We start from the raw sequence: 22,709 nt of genomic DNA, 5'->3' as shown, positions 1-22,709 counted from the left end.
CTCGCCGCGTCGACTTCATTGCTGGCATCATCGAAATTGAATCGCGTGACGCGCTTAGCATTGTGGTTGGATTTGCTGGAACAATTCGTCGCGCAACAGTGTCGCGACTGGACGCGGCGTCGTGTTCCGTTAAGATCGTAATGGGAGCAGTTGCGGCAGGGGTCGGCGCGGAATGCGTTGGCTGCCGAGCGCCGCCGGCCCGTGCGTTCCGAGACCCGTCCTCATGCCTTTGCCCTCGCTGTTCGAGATGGCGCCCGGGAGCGCCGGGAAGCAGATCCAGTCCATCCTCAGCGCGGCCCGCCGTCACCTCGCGATGGATGTCGGCTTCGTCTCCGAATTCGTGCGCGGTGACCGCGTCTTCCGGTTCGCGGACGGGGACACGGCGCGCAATCCGGTGGTCCTGGGCAAGGCGGACCCGCTGGAGGAGAGCTACTGCTACTACGTGGCCCGCGGCCTGATGCCGGGGGTGCTGCCCGACGCGGCGCGCGATCCCGTGGCCGCCCGGCTGTCCGCGACCCGGAATGTGCCGGTCGGAGCCCATCTCAGCGTGCCGCTGCGCCTCGCCGACGGCGCGGTCTTCGGCACCCTCTGCTGCTTCAGCTTCACCGCCGACCATCGGCTCTCGGCCCGGGACCTCGGCACGCTGCGCCTCTGCGCGGAGGTGATCGTCTCGATCGTCGAGAAGGAGCGCGGCGACTTCCTCAGGCGCGAGGCCCAGCGCGCGCGCGTCGCGGCGATCCTGGCCGACCGCGCCGTGACCATGGCCTTCCAGCCCTTCTACCGCGTGCCCGACGGACAGCTCACCGGGTTCGAGGCCCTGGCGCGCTTCGATGCTGAGCCCGCCCGGCCGCCGGACGCGTGGTTCGCCGACGCGGCGGAGGTCGGCCTCGGCGCGGAACTGGAATTCCTCGCGGTCGAGCGGGCGCTGGAGGCGCTCCCGGTCCTCGACCCGTCGCTCAAGGTCACCGTCAACCTGTCGCCCGCCAGCATCCTCAGCCCCCTGTTCGGCGCGAGCTTCGCCGGGATGCCCCTCGACCGGCTGGTGATCGAGATGACCGAGCACGCGGCGGTGCCGTGCTACGACGCCCTGAACGCGGTGCTCGCTCCGATGCGCGAGCGCGGCCTGCGGCTCGCGATCGACGACGTGGGCGCCGGCCACGCGACCCTGCGCCACGTGCTCGACCTCGCGCCCGACTTCATCAAGATCGACCGCAGCCTGATCAGCCGCATCGACAGCGATTCCGCCCGCCAGGCCCTCGTGGAGGCGCTCACCCTCTACAGCCGGCGCATGGGCTGCGAGGTCGTCGCCGAGGGCGTGGAGACGCGCGCGGAATACGCGGTGCTGCGGGAGATCGGCGTGACCCGCCTGCAGGGCTACCTGCTGGGGCGGCCGATGCCGCTCGGTGCGGCGGCCCGCCTCGACGCCCACTGGCGCGACCGCGCGCACTGACCGGCGCGCCGCCGGCTCACGTCTGCAGGACGTAGGTCCCCGGGGCCTCGGCGAGGGGCGGGTGCGCCGCATTCCCCAGCGGGGGCGGGGCGACGAGCGGCCCCGAACGCGCGGCGAGCCAGGCCGACCAGTCCGGCCACCAGCTCCCCGCCTGGCGCTCGGCCCCCGCCCGCCAGGCCTGGGGCGTGTCCGCCCGCTCGGGCCCGCCGGTGCGGTACTCGCCCTTGCCGCCGGGCGGGTTGATCACGCCCGCCACGTGCCCGCTCGACGCCAGCACGTAGCGCACCGTTCCGCCGAAGAGCTGCGAGATGCGCCAGGCCGAGTCCCAGGGCACGATGTGGTCCCGCTCGCAGCCGACCGCGTAGGTGTCCTGCCGGATCCGCCCGAGATCGACCCGCTCGCCGTTGAGCTCCACCTTGCCCGGCACGATCAGGTTGTTCTCCAGGTAGGTGTTGCGCAGGTACCAGCTGTGCGCCGCGCGGGTCATCCGGGTGCTGTCGCTGTTCCAATAGAGAAGGTCAAAAGCCGGCGGCTTGTTGCCGAGAAGGTAGTTGTTGACGACGTTCGACCAGATCAGATCGTTGGAGCGCAGCAGATTGAACATGTTGCTCATGGCGCGGCTATCGAGGTAGCCGCGCTCCATCATCTGCTGCTCGACGAGGTCGATGGTGGGCTCGTCCATGAAGACGGCGGTGTCGCCGATCCGCGAGAAGTCCTGCGGGGAGACCATGAAGCTCGCGCTGGCGAAGCGCCCGTCCCCCTGCGCCGCCAGCACGGCCAGCGTCAGGGTGAGCAGGACGCCGCCGATGCAGTAGCCCATGGCGTTCAGGGTCTCGGCCCCGGTGAGGTCGCGGATCACCCGGCTCGCCTCCAGGGGGCCGAGGTCGAGGTAGTCCTCGATGCCGATCGCGTCCATGCCGGCGTCGGGGTTTCGCCAGGAGATCAGGAACACGGTGAAGCCCTGGGAGACCAGGTAGCGCACCATGCTGTTCTTCGGCTGCATGTCGAGGATGTAGTACTTGTTGATCCAGGGCGGCACGATGAGGAGCGGGATCTGACGCACCTGCTCGGTGGCGGGGCTGTACTGGATCAGCTCCATCAGCGCGTTGCGGTGGACGACCTTGCCGGGGGTGAGCGCGAGGTTGCGGCCGGGCGCGAAGGCGGTCTCGTCCACCATGGTCAGGCGGCCCGCCGCGAGGTCCTCCGCGAGGTTGCGGGCCCCGTCGACGAGGCTGGCGCCGCCGGTCTCCAGCGCCCGGCGCAGGGCGACCGGGTTCGACATCAGCATCAGGGCCGGGCTCATCGCGTCGACGAACTGGCGCAGGTGGAAGGTCAGGCGGTGCCGCTCGGCCGGGTCGAGGTCGTCGAGGTCGCCCCGCTCCAGCAGCCAGTCGGAAGCCAGGAGGTAGAGTTCCTTGAGGGCGAGGTAGGCCGGGTTCAGCCGCCACTCGGGGGCCGCGAAGCGCTTGTCGGGCCGTCCGGCCGGGGCCGCCTCGGGCGCGAAGCCGAGGAGGCCGAGCCAGGTCCGACCGGCCTCCTCCCAGGCGGTGACGAGGGAGCGCCACGCGCCCTGGCCGAGGTCGAGGAGGGCGCCCGCCGCCTCCGGCTTCTGGGCGGAGCGCAGCCAGACGGTGCGGAGCGCCCAGGCGATCCCGCCCCAGTCGACGGGCACCACCTCCCGCAGCGGGTTGGCGTTCCAGATCTGGTCGATCGAGCGCAGGAGCGGGTCCGCGGCGAGGCGGCGGGCGATCTCCTCCTCGTCCACCAGGCCCGGAGCCACCGGCAGGGGCAGCGGCAGCGCCTGCGGCGCCCGCGACATCGACTCCATCCAGTCCGTCCACAGGCGCAGCACGGCGTCGGGGCTCTGCGGGAAGGGCGGGGAGGGGGGCGGGGACGATGGCGTCGTCTCCGGCCCGGTGATCCGGTCGGCCATGATTTCCTCCGGTGTTCTTACCGTTATTATAGCGCCGCGGCGCCGTGATTTCAGCTCCTCGCTGGGCAAGGTCCGAAGGCTGGGTCCGGCAGGCGCCTGCTCTTCGGGCGATCACCCATCGTCGCACCGTGGCGGGGCGAATCCGAACAATGCGCGGGTTAGGGGATGGTTGCGGAGGCGGGCGGCCCTACACGTCCCGCACCCGTCCGCGCAGCGCCCGCACGAGATCCGGCCGCACCACGTCCAGATTGACGTAGACGGCACCCGCCGCCGCCATCAGCGCCAGAGCGCCCCAGGTCAGGGCGTAGACGAGGTGGTTGTTGCGGAACGCGATCACCGTCAGGCCCGCGACCGGAAGGCCCGTCGCCCCGGGGATGCGCTCGGCGTCGACGAAGTAGGGCGCGACCCGGTCGAGGTGGCGCGCCGTGGCGACCGCCGCCACGTCGCGCGAGGTCCAGCGGTCCGCCGCCGGGTCGTTCGCGCGCAGGAAGCCGCCGCCCGGTTCCGACAGGCGCAGGAGGCCCGTGACAACGACCGGTCCCGGGGGAGGGCGCCACGCGGCCGGGTCGCGCATGTCGGCGGGGACGAAGCCCCGGTTGACGAGGACCACCGTCCCGTCGTCGCGGCCGAGCGGCGCCATCACCCAGAAGCCGCCGCCCCGTTCCGTCACCGCCGTGACCAGGGCGGGCCGTTCCGGGCGCCATCGGCCCGCCACGGTCACGCGGCGGTACTCGTCCGCGGCGGCCGACACGGCCGGCCACGCATCCGGTCCCGGCGCGGGCACCGGGTCCGCGTGGACCCGCGCCTCCACCCGGGCGATCAGGTCGAGCTTCCAGGCCCGGCGATGCACCTGCCAGACCGCGAGCGCCACCAGGGCCGCGACCACGAGCAGCGCGGCGGCGTCGAAGGCGAGGAGCGCCGCGAGCCGCCGGCCGGTCAGGGCTTCTGCAGGGCCTCGTGGGGCGACATCGGCATCATGTTCTGGTCCATGTGGTACATCACCCATATCGAGCCGGTCAGCGTGATCACCACGAGGGTCAGCGTGAACACGAGGGCCATGAAGGTCCAGCCGCCTTCCGACTTCGTGTTCATGTGCAGAAAGTAGATCATGTGGACGACGATCTGCACGGCAGCGAGCGCCATGATGACGATGCTGGTCACGAGCGTGTCGTCCAGCACGTTGCCCATCACCAGCCAGAACGGGATGGCGGTGAGGATCACCGACAGCACGAAGCCGGTCACGTAGCTCCGGGCGGTGCCGTGCGCCCCCGCGGCGTGCGGCTCCCCGTGCGCCGGTCCCTGCGCGCCGCCGTGCCCGTCGCCCGCCCGCCGGGCGGCCTCGGCCATCGCGCTCATCGCATGGACCCCATCAGGTAGACGAAGGTGAAGACGCCGATCCAGACCACGTCCAGGAAGTGCCAGAACATCGACAGGCACATCAGCCGGCGCTGGTTGTCCGGGATCAGCCCGCGCTGGCGCACCTGCAGCACCAGCGTGCCGAGCCAGATCATCCCGAAGGTCACGTGCAGGCCGTGGGTGCCGACCAGCGTGAAGAAGCTCGACAGGAAGGCGCTGCGCTGCGGCGTCGCTCCCTCGCGGATCAGGTGGCCGAACTCGAAGAGTTCGATCCCCAGGAAGCCCGCGCCGAACAGGGCCGTGATGCCGAGCCAGCGCAGAACCGCGTTCACCTGCCCCTTCTCCATCTCCAGCATCGCGAAGCCGTAGGTGATGGAGGACAGGAGCAGCAGGCTGGTGTTGAGGGCGACGAGCCGGAGGTCGAACAGGTCCGCCCCGGAGGGGCCGGCCGCGTAGTTGCGGCCGAGCACCCCGTAGGTGGCGAACAGCACGGCGAAGATCAGGCAGTCGCCCATCAGGTAGAGCCAGAAGCCGAGCAGCGTGCCCCCGTCGCCGTGGGCGTGCTCCTCCCGCTCGTAGAAGACGGGCGCGGCGGCGCCGGGCGGGGCCGTGTGTTCGTGCATCGCCTAGACCTCTCCCGCGAGCTGCGCGGTCCGCAGGCGTTCCTGCCGGACGACCTCCTCGGCCGGGATGTGGTAATCCCGGTTGTAGTTGAAGGTGTGGATGATCGCCGTCGCGATCAGGCCGACGAAGGACAGGGCCGCCAGCCACCAGATGTACCAGATCATCGCGAAGCCCAGCACCGTGCTCAGGCCCGCCAGCACCACGCCCGCGCCGGTGTTCTTGGGCATGTGGATCGGCCGGAAGCCCTCGCGCGGACGGTCGTAGCCGCGCTGCTTCATGTCCCACCAGGCGTCGTGGTCGTGCACGACCGGCGTGAAGGCGAAGTTGTAGGGCGGGGGAGGGGAGGAGGTCGACCATTCGAGGGTGCGCGCGCCCCAGGGGTCGCCCGTGAGGTCGCGCAGCTGCTCGCGCCGGAGATAGCTCACGAAGAGCTGCACCAGGAAGGCCAGGATCCCGGCCAGGATGACGAAGACGCCGAAAGCCGCCACGGTCAGGTAGGGCTGCAGGGACACGTCCTCGAAATGCTGCGTGCGGCGGGTCACGCCCATCAGGCCGAGCGCGTAGATCGGCGCGAAGACCAGCCAGAAGCCGGACAGCCAGCACCAGAACGAGACCTTCCCCCAGAACGGGTCGAGCTTGTAGCCGAAGGCCTTCGGGAACCAGTACTGCACGCCCGCGAGCAGCCCGAACACCACGCCGCCGATGATCACGTTGTGGAAGTGGGCGACCAGGAACAGGCTGTTGTGCAGCACGAAGTCGGCCGGCGGCACCGCCAGCAGCACGCCGGTGAGGCCGCCGAGCACGAAGGTCGGGATGAAGCCCAACACCCAGATCATCGGCGTCTCGAACCGGATCCGGCCGCGATACATCGTGAACAGCCAGTTGAACACCTTCGCCCCGGTCGGGATCGAGATGATCATCGTGGTGATGCCGAAGAACGCGTTGACGTTGGCGCCCGACCCCATGGTGAAGAAGTGGTGCAGCCAGACCAGCCACGAGATCAGCGCGATCACCGCGGTGGCGTAGACCATCGACGTGTAGCCGAACAGCCGCTTGCCGCAGAAGGTCGAGGTCACCTCCGAGAAGATGCCGAAGGCCGGCAGCACCAGCACGTAGACCTCCGGATGCCCCCAGATCCAGATGAGGTTCATGTACATCATGGAGTTGCCGCCGAGATCGTTCGTGAAGAAGTGCGTTCCCACGTAACGGTCGAGCGACAGCAGCGCCAGGGTGGCGGTGAGGACCGGGAAGATGGTGATGATCAGGGCGTTGCTGGCGAGCGTGGTCCAGCAGAAGACGGGCATCTTCATCATGGTCATGCCCGGCGCCCGCATCTTGACGATGGTGGCGATGAGGTTGATGCCCGAGAGCGTGGTGCCGACGCCCGCGACCTGAAGCCCCCAGATGTAGTAGTCGACGCCGACGCCCGGCGAGTAGTCGGCCCCCGACAGCGGCGGGTAGGCGAGCCACCCGGTGCGGGCGAACTCGCCCACGAACAGGGACAGCATGGTGAGCGAGGCCCCGCCCGCCGTCATCCAGAAGCTGAAGTTGTTCAGGAACGGGAAGGCGACGTCGCGCGCGCCGATCTGCAGCGGCATCACGTAGTTCATGACGCCCGTCACGAACGGCATCGCCATGAAGAAGATCATGATCATGCCGTGGGCGGTGAAGACCTGGTCGTAGTGGTGGGGCGGCAGGTAGCCCTCGTTGGCGCCGACCGAGAGCGCCTTCTGGGTGACCATCATCAGCGCGTCGGCGAAGCCGCGCAGCAGCATCACGATGGCGAGCACGACGTACATGATGCCGATCTTCTTGTGATCGACGCTGGTGAACCATTCCCGCCAGAGGTAGCCCCACTGCCCGGCCCAGGTGATGGCGCCGAGCAGCAGCAGGCCGCCCACCGCCACCACTGCGAAGGTCCCGACCAGGATGGGCTCGTGGTAGGGAATCGCGTCGAGCGTCAGGCGCCCGAACAGGAGGTGCTGCAGATCGAGGTTCGAGAGCATCCGGGTCCTCGCTCGGTCAGTGCTGGTGCTCGTGGGTGGGCCGGTCGTTCAGCTGGGCCGGGGCGGGGCCCCGGTCGGCGCCCGGCAGGGCGTTTCCTTGCCCCTGATCGGGCTGAGCCTTCGGCGGGTTGACGCCGCCGCGGCTGAGGTCCTGGTCGCGGGGCTGCATGCCCTGGGGCTGGACGGAGCTGTTCGGCGGCCGGCCCGAGGCCGGGAAGGTGGCGGCGGAGGATTCGTCGCCGCTGCGGGCGCGGCGGTTGTCGTATTCGAGCCGCTCGCGATTCGCCTCGCTCTCCCGGCCGGCGCCGCCCATCATGTCGATGTGGTGCATCTCGGCGACGCACATCTTGCCCGGCTGCACGCACATGCCCAGGATGGCGTCGTAGAGGCCGGCTTCCACCGAGCCGTAGTGCCGCACCGGGTCCGCCTCGCTCGGCTTGTCGAGCTCCAGGTAGGCGGCGCGGTCGAGGGGCTTTCGCGTCTCCTTGACCTTCGCCACCCAGGCGTCGAAGCCCTGCCGGTCCAGGCTGCGGAAATCGAAGTTCATCCGCGAGAAGCCCGATCCGCTGTAATGCGCGGACTGGCCCCGGTAATCGCCCGGCTTGTTCATGACGGCCTGCATCTCGGTCTGCATGCCCGGCATCGCGTAGATCATGCCCGCCAGCGTCGGCACGTAGAAGGTGTTCCAGACGGACGCCGAGGTGATCTTGAAGGAGAGCGGCACATCGACCGGTGCGGCGAGCTCGTTCACGGTGGCGATGCCGAGGTCGGGATAGATGAACAGCCACTTCCAGTCGAGGGCGACGACCTGGACCTGCAGGGGCTTGAGGTCGGGCGGCACGGGCTTGTTGGGGCCGAGCCGGGTCAGGGGCCGGTAGGGGTCGAGGGTGTGCGTGCTGATCCAGGTCATGGCGCCGAGCGCGATGATGATCAGCAGCGGCACGGTCCAGATCACCACTTCGAGCTGGGTCGAGTGGTGCCAGTCGGGATCGTAGGTCGCCTCGGTGTTGGTGGCGCGGTAGCGCCACGCGAACACGAAGGTGAGGGCGATCACCGGCAGGATCACGAGCAGCATCAGCGCGGTCGAGGCGATGATGAGGTTGCGCTGCTGGACCGCGACGTCGCCGCCGGGATTCAGGACGACCATGTTGCAGCCGCCGAGCAGCCCGGCGGCGAGGAGGACCCCGCCCCGCAGGGCGCGGCGCGACCAGGTCCCGCTCCGGCGGCGGGAGGCGTGCGGGCTGGTGGTGGGCATGGCCAGGACGGTCACTCCATGGTCCCCCGCCGCCACGGGATGCGGCCGGGTGGGTCGGACGGGAGGCGAGGCACGGCGGTCCGCGGGGTCAGACCTGCCGGATCTCCGAGCGGGTGAGCGCGAGTGTGAGCAGCGTGGTGACCGCCCCGGACAGGAGGTAGAGCCCGACGCAGGCCAGGCCGTAGCGGGCCGACAGGAACAGGACGATCAGGGGCGCGAAGCCCGCCCCGAGCAGCCACGCGATGTCGTTGGTCAGCGCCGCGCCCGTGTAGCGGTAGCGCTGCGCCAGCCGGGAGGTCACGGCGCCGGAGGACTGGCCGTAGGAGAGGCCGAGCAGGGCGAATCCGGCATTGACGTAGATCGTCTGCCCGATCGCGTTCTCCTCGACGACGAGCGGGGCGATGATGCTGCCGATGGCGAAGATCGCGATCAGGCCCGCCGCGAGGAGCAGCAGGTTGCGCCGGCCGATCTGGTCGGCGATCAGGCCCGAGGCGACGACCGCGCCCGCGCAGATGAAGGCGCCGGTGCACTGGACCATCAGGAACTCGCCCGCCGAGCGCTGGGTGAACAGGGTGATCCAGCTGATCGGGAACACGGTCACGAGGTGGAACAGCGCGAAGCTCGCGAGCGGGATCAGCCCGCCGATCAGCAACTCGCGGGCGTGGCTGCGCACGAGCGGCAGGATCGGCGCCGGTTCGAGCCGCCCCCGCTTGAGGAGATTGGCGAATTCCTCGGTCGCCACGAGGCGCAGCCGCGCGAACATCGCCACGATGTTGATGGTGAAGGCGCAGAAGAAGGGGTAGCGCCAGCCCCAGTCGAGGAAGTCCGCCTCCGACAGGTTGATGAGGAAGAACGAGAACAGGACGCTCGCCACCATGAACCCGATCGGCGCGCCGAGCTGCGGGATGGCGGCGAAGAAGCCGCGGCGCTCGATCGGCGCGTTGAGCGCCAGCAGGGAAGCGAGCCCGTCCCAGGCACCGCCCAGCGCGAGGCCCTGCCCGACGCGCAGGATGCCGAGCAGGTAGAGCGACCAGGCGCCGATCTGGGCGTAGCTCGGCAGGAACGACATCGCCATCGTCGAGAAGCCGAGCAGGAACATCGCGATGGTGAGCTTGACGCCGCGCCCGTGCCGCCGGTCGACCGCCGTGAAGATCACCGAGCCGATCGGCCGCGCCACGAAGGCGAGCGCGAACATCGCGAAGGAGTAGAGCGTCGCCGTCACCGGCTCGGCGAAGGGGAAGAACACCTTCGGGAACACCACCACCGAGGCGATGGCGAAGATGAAGAAGTCGAAATACTCGGCGGCCCGGCCGATGATCACCCCGATGGCGATCTCGCTCGGGGCGATCCGGTGGTCCGTGGAGACCAGGCGGGCGTCGCGCTCGAGGGGCGCGGAGGAGGGGACCGGCCCCTGGACCTGATCCATCGCCATCGGTGATTGCCTCCGCTGCGAACCGTCCGACACGGGCATCTCAAGCCCATCTAGGCCCATCGCGCAAGTTGGAAGGTTGCCGTAACCCGCTGGCGATGCGACAGATTGTTGCCCAGCTCATCAATTGCGCCCGGCCTTCATGGCGCGACACCGCGCCCCGCGCTGCGTTCATCGAAGAGAAGCGTCGCATGATGGGTCGAATTCCTGCGATCAGGACCTGCGCCCGATCTGTATCGGCGCGGCCTCGCCGCCGTTTCGTCAGTTCTGACCGGCCGAAGCGACGCGCAGGACGAGACATCATCGCTGCGGGACTTGGACCTCGGTCCGGGAGCGGGCGTGCATGATCTCGTCGCGCCGTCGTCACAGGATGTCCGGCCGCCGCGGCCCGGGCGGCGGCGCTCTCGTCGCCGCGCGGACCTGGCCCGGTGGGGCACACGTGCGACGTTCCGCGGATCAGGACCATCGGTTCACCCGGCCGATCTCGACGCGGCGGCTCCCGCGATCGGTCGGAAGGGCGGGTTGAGCCGGAATGCGGCCCACATCCCGCCGCGCGGCGCCTCGGCGGATCCCCCGTCATTCTCCTGTGTGCGCGGCGCGCGACCGCTTGCCGCCGGCCGCGCGGCGCGGCATGGGGCGCCGGAGGATTTGCGGAGCGGGACGATGCCGGATTGCGACTACATCGTGCGGGAGGCGGGCGACGGCTGGGGCGTCTATGCGCGCCGCACCGGGGAGCCCGTGCGGCTGAACGGGCGCGTCCAGACCGGGCTCGCGATCGAGACCGCGACCGGGCTCGTCGAGGCCTTGAGCCTCCTCACCCCGCTCGCGCCCGACCGGGCCGACGAGGCCGAGCGCGAAACGACCCATTAGATCGCCATCCGCGCGAAGGGCGGGGGTGGATCAGACGACAATCGGTTGGTGGCCTCGCAGAACGGGTGTCGGCTTCGCTCCGCACCCGCGAGCGAGGGCGGCTTCCGCTTGGCCGAGCGCCGGCCAGGGCCGGCAGGGGTGCGGCATCGCCGAGCCGTCGATCGGCGACCCGACGACCGCTCGGCGGGCCCGTGCCGGGGATCACGCCGGGGGCCTGGAGCAGGCTTCGGTCAGAGTGAAACGTGACGCCTGCTCTCGGTCTTCGAGGGGGCCGCGGCTCCGACGCTGAACCGGCCACCCCATCAGCGGGACATGCTCCAGGGTGCCGGGGCGGCGGCCTGCGCGGCGCGGGCGGCGTCGAAGGCGTGGATCCAGCCGAACTCTTCCGGGAAGCGCGCCACGCGCCCGTTCCGCTCGTCCGCATCCGCTCCGTCGGGCAGGTGGAGCGCGTCGTTCGTCGCGCGGGAACTCGTCTGGATCAGCCGCGTCCGCCGGCAGCGCAGCGCCCGGTAGCGGCCCAGCGTGGCGTCGAGGTCGGAGAAGCCCTCGCGCGCCAGCAGTTCCGCCAGGGTCACGGCGTCCTCGATCGTCGTGTTGGCCCCCTGGCCGTGGTGGGGCAGCATCGCGTGCGCCGCGTCGCCGAGCAGCACGACGGGTCCGCGATGCCAGCGGCGCAGGGGCCGCGTCGTGAACAGGCCCCAGCGCAGCCCGTAGGGCTCGGCCGCGACCATCTCCGCCACGGCCGGGTCCCAGCCCGCGAAGGCCGCCGCCGCCTCGCCCGGCGCGATCGGGATCGTCCAGCGCTCGGGATCGGGCCAGACCTCCGGCCCCTCAGTGACGGCGAAGAAGTTGACGTCCTCGCCGGAGGGGCCGATCGCGTAGTGGAGCAGGTGCGCCGCGGGCCCCATCCAGAACTGGATCGCCTCGGGATCGGGCAGGTGCGGCAGGCGGGCGGCCGGAACGATCCCGCGGAACGTGCTGGTGCCGGAGTACCGCACCGCCCCGGGCCCGGCGACATGGGCGCGGACGCACGAGCGCACGCCGTCCGCGCCGATCACGAGGTCGGCCTCGACGACGCGATCGTCCCCGAAGGCGAGCCGCACCGCGCCGCCGCGCGGATCGAGGGAGTGCAGCCGGTGATCGAGCCGGATCGCCGCCGGGCCGACCGCCTCGCCCAGCACCTTCTGGAGCTCGGCCCGGTGGATGCCCAGATAGGGCGCCCCGTACCGCAGCCGGTAGGCGTCCCCGCAGCGGACCGCGAAGCTCGCGATCCGCGTCCGGTCGCGCCAGCCGCGATAGATCAGCTCGGTCGGCTGGGTCGCCCGCGCGACGATGGCCGGCAGGCAGCCGAGCCGCTCCAACTCGCGGGTGGCATTGGCCGAGAGCGCGACGGCGGCGCCGATCTCCCGGAGTTCCGCGGCCTGCTCGTAGACCAGCGCCGCGATGCCCCGCGCGCGCAGGGCGAGCGCCAGCGTCAGGCCGCCGATCCCCGCACCGACGATCGCGACCCGCGGCTCCCGCCCGCCCACGGACTGTCCCATCCTCACCTGTGTCATGCTCCCTCCGAGTCCTGCCGGTCGGCCGGTCAATCCCGGCCGGCTTCGATGATCTTGCGGGCCAGGAGATCCGGCGCCGTGACGAAGACCGAGTGGCTGCCCGGCATGGTGACCAGGCGGAACAGGCCGAGCTTCGCCGATTGGCCCGGATGGAACGGGGCGCTGTGGGGCAGGGCCGTATCCTCGGTCGGGTAGAGGAACGACTTGCCGATCGGGAGCGCGGCGGGATCGCGCGTCAGGCGGATCGGATCGGAGAAGGTGCGGAAGGGCTGCGGGTTGAGGGAGGCGAACAGGGCCTGCGCCTGCTCGTGGGTCCCGTCGTTGATGAAGGCCTCGCGCAGGACCGGGAACGGGAACAGCACCTCGCCCGTCGCCTCGCCCATGCCGACGAACATCTCGCGATAGTGGGGGGGCACGAGGTCGAGGAGGCTCTCCCCGTCGTTCGGCACGAAGGCCGAGAAGTAGACGAGGCGCCGGATGCGGCCCGGCACGAGCCGGTCGGCCGCGCCCGTGATGGCGAAGCCGCCCCAGCTGTGACCGACCAGGACCGCGTCGTCGATGGCGTGCTCGTCGAAATGGGCGACCAGCGACGCGATCGCGTCGTCGAGGGTCGTCGCGCGCCGATCGTCGCCCGGCCTGTTGCCCTTGAGCGTCGGGCAGGAGACCTCGTGGCCGGCCGCGCGCAGGATGGCGGCGCAGGCCTCGAAATGCGCGCCCGCATGGGCGGCGCCGTGAACCAGGACGTAGTGCAAGTCGATCCTCCCTTTGACGGTGCTCGCGCTCAGAACCGCAGCGCGACGCCGGCCGACAGCACCACCGGGTCGAGCGTCACCCGGGCCCGGCCGGGCCGGAAGAGGCCGTTCCCCGCGGGCTGATCGAAGCTCGCATCCGCGGAAAGCCAGAACTTCTTCACGTCGACGAACAGGCCGATCCGGTCGGTCACCGGGATGTCGACGCCGCCGACCAGGACGGCGCCGAAATTGTCGTCGACCTTGACCGTGCGGAGCGCCCTGTCGTGGGTGTTGAAGATCATCGCGTAGGCGACGCCGCCGCCCAGATAGGGCACGATCGGCCCGAGGCCGGTGAGGTGGTAGCGCGCCGAGATCACGGCGGGGCCGTACGTGACGTCGCCGAGCTTGCCGGCGGACCTGAGGGTGCCCGCACCGCTCAGGGTGGTCGTCGGCGGGATGCCGACCGACAGCGCCGCAGACCAGTTCGGCGTCAGGTGGTAGCCGGCCTCGGCGATCACCGCGACATTGTCCTTGACGCGCGCCGTCCCGCCCGGGATCCGCACGCCCGAGACGCTGACCTTCGCGCTCGCGTCGAACCAGATGCCGGCCGCCCCGACGCGCAGGTAGAGCGGCCTCCAGGGCGGGATCGCACTCGGCGCCGGTGCCGCCTCCGGCGCCAGGTCCGCGGCCTGCGCGGCCGCCAGCATGCCGGCGAGAAGTATCGAGGCTGTGAGCGTTCGCATGGTCGACCGGATCCTCCCTTGTCAGGCCCGGCATTCGAGCAGGGATCCGGCGGCCGGGCTGCTTCGGGACGGCAGGACCTGTCTCGTTTCGGCGGGAATCACCGCGCCCTCCGGGAAGGCCGCGACGGGGCTCCGCACGGCGGAGCGCCGCGGCGGGGGAGCGGCCGCGTCCTTCCCGAGGCGGAAGGTCTCCGAGGGCAGACAGCCGAAGCGCTGGCGGTAGGTGCGGGCGAAGACGCCGAAATTGGCGTAGCCCCATTCGGCGGCCGTTCGCGCCACGCTGACGGCCTCTCCCGCCGTCAGCGCGGCGTGGATGCCGTTCAGCCGCTGCTCGCGCAGGAACGCGCCCGGCGTCGAGTCCCGAAAGCGGCGGAAGCTCGCCGCCAGCGTCCGGACGCTCACGCCGGCCGCGGCCGCGACCTCGGACAGGGACGGGGCCGACCGGGCATGGGCCACCATGAACGCCTCCGCCCGGCGCACGCAGCCGGGCGCGATCCCCGGCCTGCCGGCGCAGAGGTCGAGGCCGATGCCGCGGGACCACGCCCGCAGCAGCTCGACCGTGAGCAACTCCTCCAGCCGGATGGCGAAGAGCCCGTCGGCACCCGTGCCGGTCGTTTCCGCGAGGAAGCGGTCCGCGCCGAGCAGCAGGCTGTGCCAGGCCGTGCCGGAGCCGCCGATCTTCGCGCCGGTCCGCCACAGGCGGGGGGCGGGGTCGCACCCGAACCACGTGCGGCAGGCCGATTCCGCGGCGGCGTGCGGCACCGTGAGGTTGAGCTGGCAATGCCTGTGGTCGGCTTCGAGCCGGTAGGAGGGGCTGCGCGCGCTCACGGCGAAGCTCTCGCCAGCCGCGGTGGTCACGGCGGGCTCGCCCGCGCCGCCGTGGCGAACCTCTCCGTTCAGGGTCGTCAGCACGAAGATCCTGTCCGCCTCGGGATCGAAGTCGGAGACGCGGACGCGTGTTCCGTAGCGGAAGCGCGACAGACCCATGGCGCCGAGCCCGGCCGTGGCCATTCGCGCCCGCGGCGGCCCCGCGTCGAGCGGCGTCAGCGCATGCCCCGCATAAGTGCTGTTCGTGAAGGCGTTGATCTCGTCCCAGTCCTCCGAGCAACGCATGCGGCTCCACGCGCCGGCATGACTGCTCCCGGCCGTGGAACGGCCGGATGTGCGGGGTGCCCCCATGGTCGTCGTTCTCCGATTCTTTGCACGGGCCGGTTCATGCGCCGGCTCCTTGAGGTGACGAAGGGTAAAATGCCACTCAAGAGGGGGCAAAGACTGTTCCGGAATGACATCATTCCCGCGCAGAATGAGGATCGTCGCTCCTCCTTAGCGACGGCGGTGCACCGGCCCGCCGGCTCTTCAGGAGAGGGGGGCGGGAAGCGACCTTGCGAACCTTGCGTGATGTAAGGGGCGGCGCCGGCGCTCTCGCGTGTTGCGCCGCACGCGCTCTTGTGCTTTGGTCCCCCCGTCCGAAAGGGCGATGCGGGAGAGCCCAGTCCGGCCGCGAGGCCGGCCATGGCGCCGACGGAGCAACCACCCCCGGAAACTCTCAGGCACAATCACCGCATCGTTGGACGATCTGGAGAGAGGTGCCGTCCGGCGCCCACCGAAGGAGAAACCTCGCACCCCGTGTGAGGGAAGCTCTCAGGTACCCGCGACAGATGGGGGTGGCCGCCTCGCGTGAGCGAGGTCGGTCTCGCTTGTCGCGGAGGACCCTGAGATGCATGCGCAGCCCGCCGAGCCGGTTGCCCTCGCCACCACGCCCCTGCACGATCTCCACCAGCGCCTCGGGGCGCGGATGGTGCCCTTCGCGGGCTACGCCATGCCGCTGCACTACCCGGCGGGTCAGCTCAAGGAACACACCCAGACCCGCACCGCGGCCGGCCTGTTCGATGTCTCCCACATGGGGCAGATCCGGCTGTCCGGCGCAGACCCGGAGCGCATCGCCCTGGCGCTGGAAGCCCTGATCCCCGCCGATCTCGTCGGGCTGAAGCCGGGGCGGCAGCGCTACGGCCTCCTCACCGATGACGCGGGCGGCATCCTCGACGACCTGATGGTCGCGCGCTTCCCCGACCACGTCGTCGTGGTGGTGAATGCCGCCAACAAGCGGGCGGATTTCGACCGGATCCGGGCGCATCTCCCGGCGGACATCACCGTCGCGGCGACCCCCGACGCCCTCCTCGCCCTGCAGGGCCCGGCTGCCGAGGCGGCCCTCGCCGCGCTGGCGCCCGAGGTGACGCGGATGCGCTTCCTCGACGTGCTGCCCGTCACGCTGCTCGGCCATCCGGGCTTCGTGGCGCGGTCCGGCTATACCGGCGAGGACGGGTTCGAGATCTCGGTTCCCGCCCAAGGGGCCGAGGCGGTGGCGGAGGCGCTCCTCGCCCAGCCCGGCGTGGCCCCGGTCGGATTGGGGGCCCGCGACACCCTGCGGCTCGAAGCGGGCCTGTGCCTGCACGGCTCCGACATCGACGCGACCACGAGCCCGGTGGAGGCGGCGCTGACCTTCGCCATCCCGAAGGTGCGGCGCCGCGGCGGCGCCCGCGCGGGCGGCTTCCCGGGCGCCGAGCGGATCCTGCGCGAACTGGAGGAGGGCACGGCCCGCCGCCGCGTCGGCCTCAGGCCCGAGGGCCGCGCCCCGGTGCGCGCCGGCGCCCCGCTCCTCGCCGAGCCCGGCGGCGTATCCCTCGGCAGCGTCACCTCCGGCAGCTTCGGCCCGAGCCTCGGGGCGCCCGTCGCCATGGGCTACGTCGCCACGTCCCACGCGGCGCCCGGCACCCGGCTCTACGCCGAGGTGCGGGGGCAGGCCCTGCCCCTCGTCGTCACCCCGCTTCCCTTCCTCCCCGCCACCTTCAAGCGCGATTGAGCCGCCGGAGACATCCCATGCTGCGTTTCACCGAAGAGCACGAGTGGCTGAAGCTCGAGGGCGACGTCGCCACGGTCGGCATCACCGCCCACGCCGCCGAGCAGCTCGGCGACCTCGTCTTCGTCGAACTGCCCAAGGTCGGGGCCGCCCTGACGAAGGGCTCCGCCGCGGCGGTGGTCGAGTCGGTCAAGGCCGCCTCCGAGGTCTACGCCCCCCTCGACGGCGAGGTGACCGAGGTCAACGAGGCCGTCGTGGCGAGCCCGGAGACCGTCAACGCCGACCCGCAGGGGGCGGGCTGGCTCTATCGCATGCGCCTCTCGGACCCGGCCGCCATGGAGGCCCTGTTGGACGAGGCCGCCTACGCGGCCCTGCCCAAGTAACGGTCGGAGAGGTCCCCGCCATGGCTGCCTACGACCCCTACGACTTCGCCAACCGCCGCCACATCGGCCCGACGCTCGGCGAGATGGCCGAGATGCTCCGGCAGGTCGGCGCCCCGAGCCTCGACGCGCTGATCGACGAGACGCTGCCGCCGGACATCCGCCAGGAGGCGCCGCTCGCCTTCGGCCAACCGCTCACCGAGCGGCGCGCCATCGAGCGGATGCGCGCCATCGCCGACAAGAACCGGCTCCTCGTCTCGCTGATCGGCCAGGGCTACCACGGCACCACCATGCCGCCCGCGATCCAGCGCAACATCTTCGAGAACCCGGCCTGGTACACGGCCTACTCGCCCTACCAGCCGGAGATCAGCCAGGGCCGCCTCGAGGCGCTGCTGAACTTCCAGACGCTGGTCTGCGACCTCACCGCGCTCGACATCGCCAATGCCTCGCTCCTCGACGAGGCCACCGCCGCCGCCGAGGCGATGGGCATGGCCCACCGCGTCGCGACCTCGAAGGCCGAGGCGTTCTTCGTCGACCGGGACTGCCTGCCCCAGACGCTCGCGGTCCTGCGCACCCGCGCGGCGCCGCTCGGGATCCGGATCGTCGTCGGCAACCCCTTCGCCGACCTCGACCCGGCCGCAGTGTTCGGGGCGCTGTTCCAGTATCCGGGCGTGAGCGGCGCCATCCGGGACTTCACCGGCCCGATCGCCGCGCTCCACGCGGCCGGCGCCATCGCCACCGTGGCGGCCGATCCCCTCGCCCTCACGCTCCTCAAGGCGCCGGGTGAGATGGGCGCCGACATCGCCATCGGCTCGATGCAGCGCTACGGCGTGCCGATGGGCTTCGGCGGCCCGCACGCCGCCTACATGGCGACCCGTGACGCCCACAAGCGCTCGCTGCCCGGCCGCATCGTCGGCGTCTCGGTCGATGCCCGCGGCCAGCGCGCCTACCGGCTCGCCCTCCAGACCCGCGAGCAGCATATCCGCCGCGAGAAGGCGACCTCGAACATCTGCACCAGCCAGGTGCTGCTCGCGGTCGTCGCCTCGATGTACGCGGTCTATCACGGGCCGGAGGGCCTCAAGGCCATCGCCCAGCGCGTGCACCGGGACGCGGTGCGGCTCGCCGACGGCCTCACCCGGCTCGGCTTTCAGGTGGAGCCGAAGGAGTTCTTCGACACGGTCACCGTCGCGGTCGGCCCCTTCCAGGGGCTGATCCTGCGCAGCGCCGTCGAGAACGGCGTGAACCTGCGCAAGATCGGCGAGGACCGCATCGGCATCACGGTGGACGAGCGCACGCGGCCGGACATCATCCAGGCGGTGTGGCGGGCCTTCGGCGGTCTCGACCTCGTCTACGACGAATCCTGGCCCGAGCCGCGGCTGCCGGCCGACCTCGTGCGGACCTCCGCCTACCTGACCCACCCGATCTTCCACATGAACCGGGCCGAGAGCGAGATGACGCGCTACATGCGCCGTCTCGCCGACCGCGATCTGGCGCTCGACCGCACCATGATCCCGCTCGGCTCCTGCACGATGAAGCTCAACGCCACGGCGGAGATGCTGCCGATCTCCTGGCCGGAATTCGCCGAGATCCATCCCTTCGTGCCGGCCGACCAGGCGGAGGGCTACGCCGAGCTGATCGGGGACCTCTCGGCCAAGCTCTGCGCCATCACCGGCTACGACGCGATCTCGATGCAGCCGAATTCCGGCGCGCAGGGCGAGTATGCGGGGCTCTTGGCCATCCGCGGCTACCACCTCGCCCGCGGCGAGGGGCACCGCAATGTCTGCCTGATCCCCTCCTCGGCGCACGGCACCAACCCGGCCTCGGCGCAGATGTGCGGGATGACCGTGGTGGTGGTCGGCGCCGACCCGCAGGGCAACGTCGACGTGGAGGATTTCCGCCGCAAGGCGGAGCAGCACGCGGACAAGCTCGCCGCCTGCATGATCACCTACCCGTCGACCCACGGGGTGTTCGAGACCCGGGTGCGGGAGATCTGCGAGATCACCCATCACCACGGCGGCCAGGTCTATCTCGACGGCGCCAACCTCAACGCGCTCGTCGGCCTCGCGCGGCCGGGCGACATTGGGGCGGATGTCAGCCACCTCAACCTGCACAAGACGTTCTGCATCCCGCATGGCGGCGGCGGCCCCGGCATGGGCCCGATCGGCGTCAAGGCGCATCTGATCCCCCACCTGCCCAAAGACCCGCGCAGCGGGGAGGAGGGTGCGGTCTCGGCCGCGCCCTTCGGCTCGGCCTCGATCCTGCCGATCTCCTGGAGCTACTGCCTGATGATGGGCGGGCGCGGCCTCGCCCAGGCGACCCGCGTGGCGATCCTCAACGCCAACTACATCGCGCGGCGGCTCGAAGGGGCCTATTCGATCGTCTACACGGGCCGGAACGGGCGCGTGGCGCACGAATGCATCGTCGACGTGCGCCCCTTCCAGAAGAGCGCCGGCGTCACGGTCGAGGACATCGCCAAGCGGCTGATCGATTGCGGCTTCCACCCGCCGACGATGAGCTGGCCGGTGGCCGGCACGCTGATGATCGAGCCGACCGAATCCGAGACCAAGGCCGAGATCGACCGCTTCTGCGACGCGATGCTGTCGATCCGCGAGGAGATCCGGGCGATCGAGGAGGGCCGGGCCGACCGGGCGAACAACCCGCTCAAGCAGGCGCCCCACACGGTGCAGGACCTGATCGGGGAGTGGGACCGGCCCTATTCGCGGGAATCGGCCTGCTTCCCGGCGGGGTCGCTCGGCATGGACAAGTACTGGCCGCCGGTGAACCGCGTCGACAACGCCTACGGCGACCGCAACCTCGTCTGCAGCTGCCCGCCGGTGTCGGATTACGCCGAGGCCGCGGAGTAGGGCGGCGCGCGGCCGAGGCCGTCGCGATCGGGGAGCGAGCGACTCTCTCGCTCTCCCCCCTTTTCCGGGCGCATGCAGCGACAGCGGAATGCGACCCGGAAACCAGCACAAGACTCCGCGAAGCGACTGCGTGTCAGCAACGATGCTGGCATGCGGAGCCGCTTCGCGGCGATTCTCGCGCTGGTTTCCGGATCTCCTTCCGCTAACGCTTCAGTCGTCCGGAAAAGGGGTGAGGACAATCGGGTGGAGGAGCCGTCATCCTCCCCCGTCCCGCTCGCCCCGTGCGGTGACAGGGCTCGGTCGCCCCGAGAGATCCGTGCCGATGCCCATCCCCGACGCCCCGGCCTACGTCCTGCGCCGCGCCTGCGTGCCCGCGCCCTTCCTGGCGGAGGGCGTGCCGCCCGGGGCGATCCGCGACCCGGAGGGCAACCCGCTCCTCGACCTCGTCGTGGCAGCGGGGCGCCTCGACGCGATCCTGCCGGCCGGAGCGGGCGCGGCGGACCTCCCGTCCCTCGACCTCGCCGGGCGCCACGCCTGGCCGCGCCTCGTCGACGTGCACGCCCATCTCGACAAGGGCCACACCGTCGACCGCTCGCCCAATCCCGCCGGCGACTTCGCGGGTGCCCTCGACGCCACGCGCCAGGACCGCACCGCGCACTGGACCGCCGACGACCTGCGGCGGCGCATGGCGTTCGGGCTCGCCTGCGCGGAGGCGCACGGGGTGGCGGCGATCCGCACCCATCTCGACAGCCAGGAGGGCGGGCCGCTGCGCGACCAGGCGGCCACGACCTGGGCCGTGTTCCGCGATCTGCGGGACGCCTGGGCCGGCCGGATCGCGCTCCAGGGCGTCGCGCTGGCCCCACTCGACGCCTACGGGCGCGAGCACGGAGCGCGCCTCGCCGACCTCGTCGCCGCCTCGGGCGGCCTCCTCGGCGGCGTGACGCGGGCGGTCGGCGCGCCCCAGGGCCCGAGCTTCGCCGAGCGGGAGGATCTCCTCGACCGGCTGTTCGGGCTCGCCCGGGCGCGCGATCTCGACCTCGACCTCCACGTCGACGAGACCGGCGATCCGACGGCGGATTCCCTCGACGCGGTGGCCCGGGCGGTGCTCCGCCACGGCTACGAGGGCCGGGTCACCTGCGGCCATTGCTGCAGCCTTGCCCTGCAGCCGCCGGATCAGGCCGCCGCCGCCATCGCCCGGGTGGCCGCGGCCGGGATCCGCGTCGTCACGCTGCCGACCGTGAACCTGTATCTCCAGGACCGGCACAGGGGCCGGACGCCGCGCTGGCGCGGCCCCGCCCCGGTGCAGGAACTGCTGGCGGCGGGCGTGACCGTGGCGGTGGCCGGCGACAATTGCCGCGACGGGTTCCACGCCTACGGCGACCACGACGTCCTCGACACCTGGCGCCAGGCCGTGCGGATCCTCCACCTCGACCACCCGTTCGGGGCGGCGCCGGCCCTGGTCGGCCCGGTCCCGGCCGGGATGATGGGGGTGCCGGAGGCGGGCCGGATCCGGGTCGGCGGTCCGGCCGACCTGATCCTGCTCGCCGCGCGCCGCCTCGACGAGGTAGTGGCGCGGCCGCAGGCCGACCGGATCGTGCTGCGCCGCGGGCGCCGGCTCCCCGCCACGCCCCCGCCCTACGAGGCGCTGAGCGGGGAACCGGCGCCCTGGTAGGGTCCCCGCATGGCCGGACCCGTCCCGCTCGCCGTCTCGCCGCGTCAGCACGCGATCCGAAGCCCGGCGGGCTCAACTGGGCGCCGCCTCCCGCCGTTCGGCGAGGGCCAGGCCGGTGGCGCCGGCCAGGACCGCCATGCCGAGCGCCTCGAACCGGCCGATAGCCTCCCCGGCGGCGGCCACGCCGACCACCACCGCCACCGCCGGGCTGACGAAGGCGTAGAGCCCGGCCCGGAACGCGCCCCAGGCGCGCAGCAGCCAGAGATAGATCGTGAAGGCGCCGAGCGAGCCGCCCACCACCATCAGGGCGAGCCCGAACGCGGCCCGCGGGTCGGCCAGCGCCGCGAAACGGGAGGGATCGTAGCCCTCGGCGAGGAGCGTGACCGGAACGAGGCCGAGCGCGCCGAGGCTCGTCTCCCAGAAGGCGAGGGCGACCGGGTGCATCGCCTGCATCAGCGGGCGGCTCGCCACCGCGCCCCAGGCGTAGCTGAGCGTTCCGGCCGCCACCGCCGCGAGGCCGACGCCCGCCGCGTCGCTCCCCCCGCCGACCCGTCCGGCGTAGAGGAGCCCGAGGCCGATCACGCCGAGTGCGATCGCCCCGAGCCGCCGCCCGGTGATCCGCTCCTCGCCGTGCAGCGCCCCCACGAGGACGACGAAGATCGGCATCAGCGCGAGGTTCACCACCGCCGCGAGCCCGGTCGGCGCCCGCGCGACGCCCCAGAACAGCAGCCCGTAGGAGAAAGTGGTGATGAGGAGGGATGCGAGGAGGAGCCGCCCCGGCTGGGCGACCCGCAGGGGCAGCCGCAGCGCCAGCACCAGGCCGAGATAGCCGAGCCCGGCGAGGCTGAAGCGGATGGCCGCGAGGAACAGCGGCGGCACGACCTCGGCGGCGAGCTTGGTCGGCAGCCAGGTCAGGCCCCAGATCAGCGCCATCAGCAGGAAGGCGCCGACCCGCGCCCGCTCCCCCGCGGGACCCGGCATCC

The 22,709-nt window shown here is 71.6% G+C and carries 18 protein-coding genes and 1 riboswitch; of the genes, 6 read left to right on the top strand and 12 right to left on the bottom strand.

Translation table 11 applies throughout. The annotated features are described in order from the left end of the window. Window positions 1-223: 223 nt before the first annotated feature. Window positions 224-1,450 carry a sensor domain-containing phosphodiesterase gene (locus ACW9J6_RS00310; RefSeq protein ID WP_457114421.1) on the top strand — a complete coding sequence of 409 codons (1,227 nt, stop codon included), beginning with the start codon at window positions 224-226 and terminating at the stop codon, window positions 1,448-1,450. Window positions 1,451-1,466: 16 nt separating this feature from the next. Here the strand turns inward: ACW9J6_RS00310 and ACW9J6_RS00305 are convergent, their stop codons facing one another. The 7 genes from ACW9J6_RS00305 to ACW9J6_RS00275 all read right to left on the bottom strand — a co-directional run bounded on the left by ACW9J6_RS00305 (window position 1,467) and on the right by ACW9J6_RS00275 (window position 10,056). Further along, a complete protein-coding gene (locus ACW9J6_RS00305) occupies window positions 1,467-3,383 on the bottom strand; it encodes a PHA/PHB synthase family protein (RefSeq protein ID WP_457114420.1) in 1,917 nt (638 codons plus the stop codon). A gap of 187 nt (window positions 3,384-3,570) precedes the next feature. After that, window positions 3,571-4,389, bottom strand: a complete 819-nt coding sequence (locus tag ACW9J6_RS00300) for an SURF1 family protein (protein WP_457114419.1) — start codon at window positions 4,387-4,389, stop codon at window positions 3,571-3,573. Then, entirely contained in the window at window positions 4,320-4,739 is a 420-nt protein-coding gene (gene cyoD / locus ACW9J6_RS00295; RefSeq protein ID WP_457114418.1) for a cytochrome o ubiquinol oxidase subunit IV, read from the bottom strand. Before cyoD ends, ACW9J6_RS00300 begins: the two co-directional genes overlap by 70 nt. After that, the gene (gene cyoC / locus ACW9J6_RS00290; protein WP_457114417.1) at window positions 4,736-5,362 is read right to left on the bottom strand and encodes a cytochrome o ubiquinol oxidase subunit III; all 627 of its coding nucleotides are present in this window, start codon (window positions 5,360-5,362) and stop codon (window positions 4,736-4,738) included. Before cyoC ends, cyoD begins: the two co-directional genes overlap by 4 nt. Before the next feature lie 3 nt (window positions 5,363-5,365). Then, window positions 5,366-7,369 carry a cytochrome o ubiquinol oxidase subunit I gene (gene cyoB, locus ACW9J6_RS00285; RefSeq protein ID WP_457114416.1) on the bottom strand — a complete coding sequence of 668 codons (2,004 nt, stop codon included), beginning with the start codon at window positions 7,367-7,369 and terminating at the stop codon, window positions 5,366-5,368. A gap of 16 nt (window positions 7,370-7,385) precedes the next feature. Beyond that, window positions 7,386-8,624, bottom strand: coding sequence for a ubiquinol oxidase subunit II (cyoA, locus tag ACW9J6_RS00280; RefSeq protein ID WP_457114723.1), 1,239 nt, complete (start codon window positions 8,622-8,624; stop codon window positions 7,386-7,388). Between the two features lie 88 nt (window positions 8,625-8,712). Next, complete coding sequence (locus ACW9J6_RS00275) at window positions 8,713-10,056, bottom strand: MFS transporter (RefSeq protein ID WP_457114415.1); 1,344 nt, start codon at window positions 10,054-10,056, stop codon at window positions 8,713-8,715. A 660-nt stretch (window positions 10,057-10,716) separates the two neighbouring features. On the opposite strand from ACW9J6_RS00275, the gene ACW9J6_RS00270 reads away from it, so the two are divergent. Next, entirely contained in the window at window positions 10,717-10,923 is a 207-nt protein-coding gene (locus ACW9J6_RS00270; protein ID WP_457114414.1) for a hypothetical protein, read from the top strand. A gap of 302 nt (window positions 10,924-11,225) precedes the next feature. Here ACW9J6_RS00270 and ACW9J6_RS00265 read toward each other — a convergent pair whose 3' ends face one another. From ACW9J6_RS00265 to ACW9J6_RS00250, 4 genes are read right to left on the bottom strand one after another with little or no spacing between them, the layout of a single operon-like run. Then, complete coding sequence (locus ACW9J6_RS00265; protein WP_457114413.1) at window positions 11,226-12,479, bottom strand: FAD-dependent monooxygenase; 1,254 nt, start codon at window positions 12,477-12,479, stop codon at window positions 11,226-11,228. Between the two features lie 29 nt (window positions 12,480-12,508). Beyond that, complete coding sequence (locus tag ACW9J6_RS00260; RefSeq protein WP_457114412.1) at window positions 12,509-13,231, bottom strand: alpha/beta fold hydrolase; 723 nt, start codon at window positions 13,229-13,231, stop codon at window positions 12,509-12,511. Between the two features lie 29 nt (window positions 13,232-13,260). Further along, the gene (locus ACW9J6_RS00255; RefSeq protein WP_457114411.1) at window positions 13,261-13,953 is read right to left on the bottom strand and encodes an OmpW/AlkL family protein; all 693 of its coding nucleotides are present in this window, start codon (window positions 13,951-13,953) and stop codon (window positions 13,261-13,263) included. A gap of 21 nt (window positions 13,954-13,974) precedes the next feature. Beyond that, window positions 13,975-15,066, bottom strand: a complete 1,092-nt coding sequence (locus ACW9J6_RS00250; protein WP_457114410.1) for an AraC family transcriptional regulator — start codon at window positions 15,064-15,066, stop codon at window positions 13,975-13,977. 357 nt (window positions 15,067-15,423) lie between these two features. Next, a riboswitch (glycine riboswitch) is annotated at window positions 15,424-15,525 on the top strand. A gap of 145 nt (window positions 15,526-15,670) precedes the next feature. Here ACW9J6_RS00250 and gcvT point away from each other — a divergent pair. The 4 genes from gcvT to ACW9J6_RS00230 all read left to right on the top strand — a co-directional run bounded on the left by gcvT (window position 15,671) and on the right by ACW9J6_RS00230 (window position 21,726). Continuing rightward, window positions 15,671-16,813 carry a glycine cleavage system aminomethyltransferase GcvT gene (gene gcvT, locus ACW9J6_RS00245; protein WP_457114409.1) on the top strand — a complete coding sequence of 381 codons (1,143 nt, stop codon included), beginning with the start codon at window positions 15,671-15,673 and terminating at the stop codon, window positions 16,811-16,813. A 17-nt stretch (window positions 16,814-16,830) separates the two neighbouring features. Beyond that, complete coding sequence (gene gcvH / locus ACW9J6_RS00240) at window positions 16,831-17,193, top strand: glycine cleavage system protein GcvH (protein WP_457114408.1); 363 nt, start codon at window positions 16,831-16,833, stop codon at window positions 17,191-17,193. 20 nt (window positions 17,194-17,213) lie between these two features. Next, window positions 17,214-20,054, top strand: coding sequence for an aminomethyl-transferring glycine dehydrogenase (gene gcvP / locus ACW9J6_RS00235; protein ID WP_457114407.1), 2,841 nt, complete (start codon window positions 17,214-17,216; stop codon window positions 20,052-20,054). 322 nt (window positions 20,055-20,376) lie between these two features. After that, window positions 20,377-21,726 (top strand): cytosine deaminase, encoded by a 1,350-nt coding sequence (locus ACW9J6_RS00230; protein ID WP_457114722.1) that lies wholly within the window; start codon window positions 20,377-20,379, stop codon window positions 21,724-21,726. 72 nt (window positions 21,727-21,798) lie between these two features. Here the strand turns inward: ACW9J6_RS00230 and ACW9J6_RS00225 are convergent, their stop codons facing one another. Next, complete coding sequence (locus ACW9J6_RS00225) at window positions 21,799-22,707, bottom strand: DMT family transporter (protein WP_457114406.1); 909 nt, start codon at window positions 22,705-22,707, stop codon at window positions 21,799-21,801. Window positions 22,708-22,709 lie beyond the last annotated feature (2 nt).

The organism is Methylobacterium sp. JK268 (assembly GCF_054052225.1).
This window is presented reverse-complemented; position numbering and strand designations above follow the sequence as displayed.